2 protein-coding genes are annotated in these 1,615 nt (G+C 27.8%); both read left to right on the top strand.

The genetic code is table 11. The features are described from left to right. A partial coding sequence (locus tag PTI45_RS24355; protein WP_175425266.1) for a hypothetical protein occupies positions 1–610 on the top strand: 610 nt, incomplete at its 5' end. A 35-nt stretch (positions 611–645) separates the two neighbouring features. Then, the coding region (locus PTI45_RS23580) for a glycosyltransferase family 4 protein (RefSeq protein WP_069330032.1) at positions 646–1,615 on the top strand (970 nt) is incomplete at its 3' end.

Here is a 1,615-nt window from a genome sequence, read left to right as displayed (position 1 = left end):
GAATTATACAGTATACGATGGTTTTAAAAAAAGTATTGCTGAATTATTAAATGTTTTTTGCGAAAATGAATGGGCAGATTATTTTATTATTTTAAATGCAAACGTTCGTTTCTTAAAGAAGAACTGGCAAAATACGTTAATAGAAGAAGCTACAGTTACAAACTCAGTCATAATATCTCCTAAGATTTTAAATAAGATCGGCAGAATCAGTAGTTACGGTTTAGCCATAAATAAAGATCAGGTGAGGAATATATATAACAATATTAATTCAGAGTATTATGGTTATTTTGGAAGATTAAAAATTTCACAAAATATTTCAGCAGTTAGCCCTGAACTATTTTTAATAAAAAAAGAAGGATATAGAAGGTACGGGAGATTCTCAGAATATTATGAGACAGATTTTACTGTCATAGATTATTGCATTGAAGTCAATAAGCAAGGTGGACATGTAAAACTTGTGAACCATGAACTTTTATATACAAATCATTCGCATCTATATACTTGGCCTAAAAAAGAAGTGAACTATATGTTAGAAAAAAATAATTGTTATTTACAATCTAGGGATTGTTATTATCCGCTTGAATTTTTGTACAAATTTCACAAAAGTTAAATCTAACTTTTATTTTGATAGGAGTGCCTGATTAAATGAGAATTTTATTTACTCTTCATGATCTACAGTATAGTGGTGGAACAGAAACTTTTACTTACAGTATTATTAAGGAATTTTTAGGAAACAATCATGAAATATTTCTTTATTCAACTAGAATAGGCACAGTATCAGAAAAATATATTGATTTAGGAGTACATGTAACTGATAATTTAAATGATTTACCGGAGCATGTTGATATTATTCACGCTCAGCATCGTGCTGAGGCAATCACAATTTATTATAAATATCCAAGCACGCCCATGATTTTTACTTCACATGGTATTATTCCTTGGCAAGAAAAGCCTATATCGATTCCTTCTATTTTTAAGTATGTTGCAGTAAGCGAAGAAGTACAAAATTATCTAATAGAAAATTTCGAAATTAAAAATGATAAAACTTGTATCATTCGTAATGGAATAGATCAGTCTCGTTTTAGACCTAGTGTGAAAATTAATGAGCAGCCTCAAAAATTATTATTATTGTCTAATCGGTATACTGAAAATGTGAAAAATGTTTTAGAAGAAGTAGCTTTAAAAATGGATATGAAATTTAAAATTATAGGACAATCGCAAAATAATGTTTGGAATGTAGAAAAAGAAATTCTTGAATCTGATATTGTTGTTTCTCTTGGACGTGGAATATTAGAGGCAATGAGTTGCGGTAGACTTCCAATAGTATTTGATTATAATGGTGGAGATGGAATTGTAACAGAGAATAATTACTATCTTTTTAGAAAAAAAAATTTTTCCGGAAGATTTTGTAATATAAACTTTACTGCTGAGCAAATTATCAAATTAATAAGTGAGTCTTATAAATCTGAAGTTATTGAAAAGAATTTAAAATTAGCTATTCAATTTCATGATATTAAGGTAATTGCGAGTGAATATTTCGAACTTTATGAACTTGCTCTAAAAAAATCTACAAATACATTTGATATAAATCCCAATATTATAGAATATTTAATTG

The sequence above is a fragment of the Paenibacillus nuruki genome (assembly GCF_001721045.1).
In the GTDB taxonomy this organism is placed as follows: Bacteria; Bacillota; Bacilli; order Paenibacillales; family Paenibacillaceae; genus Saccharibacillus; species Saccharibacillus nuruki.
Note: the sequence above shows the minus strand (reverse complement) of the source record. Positions and strands in the feature narration are given on the sequence as shown.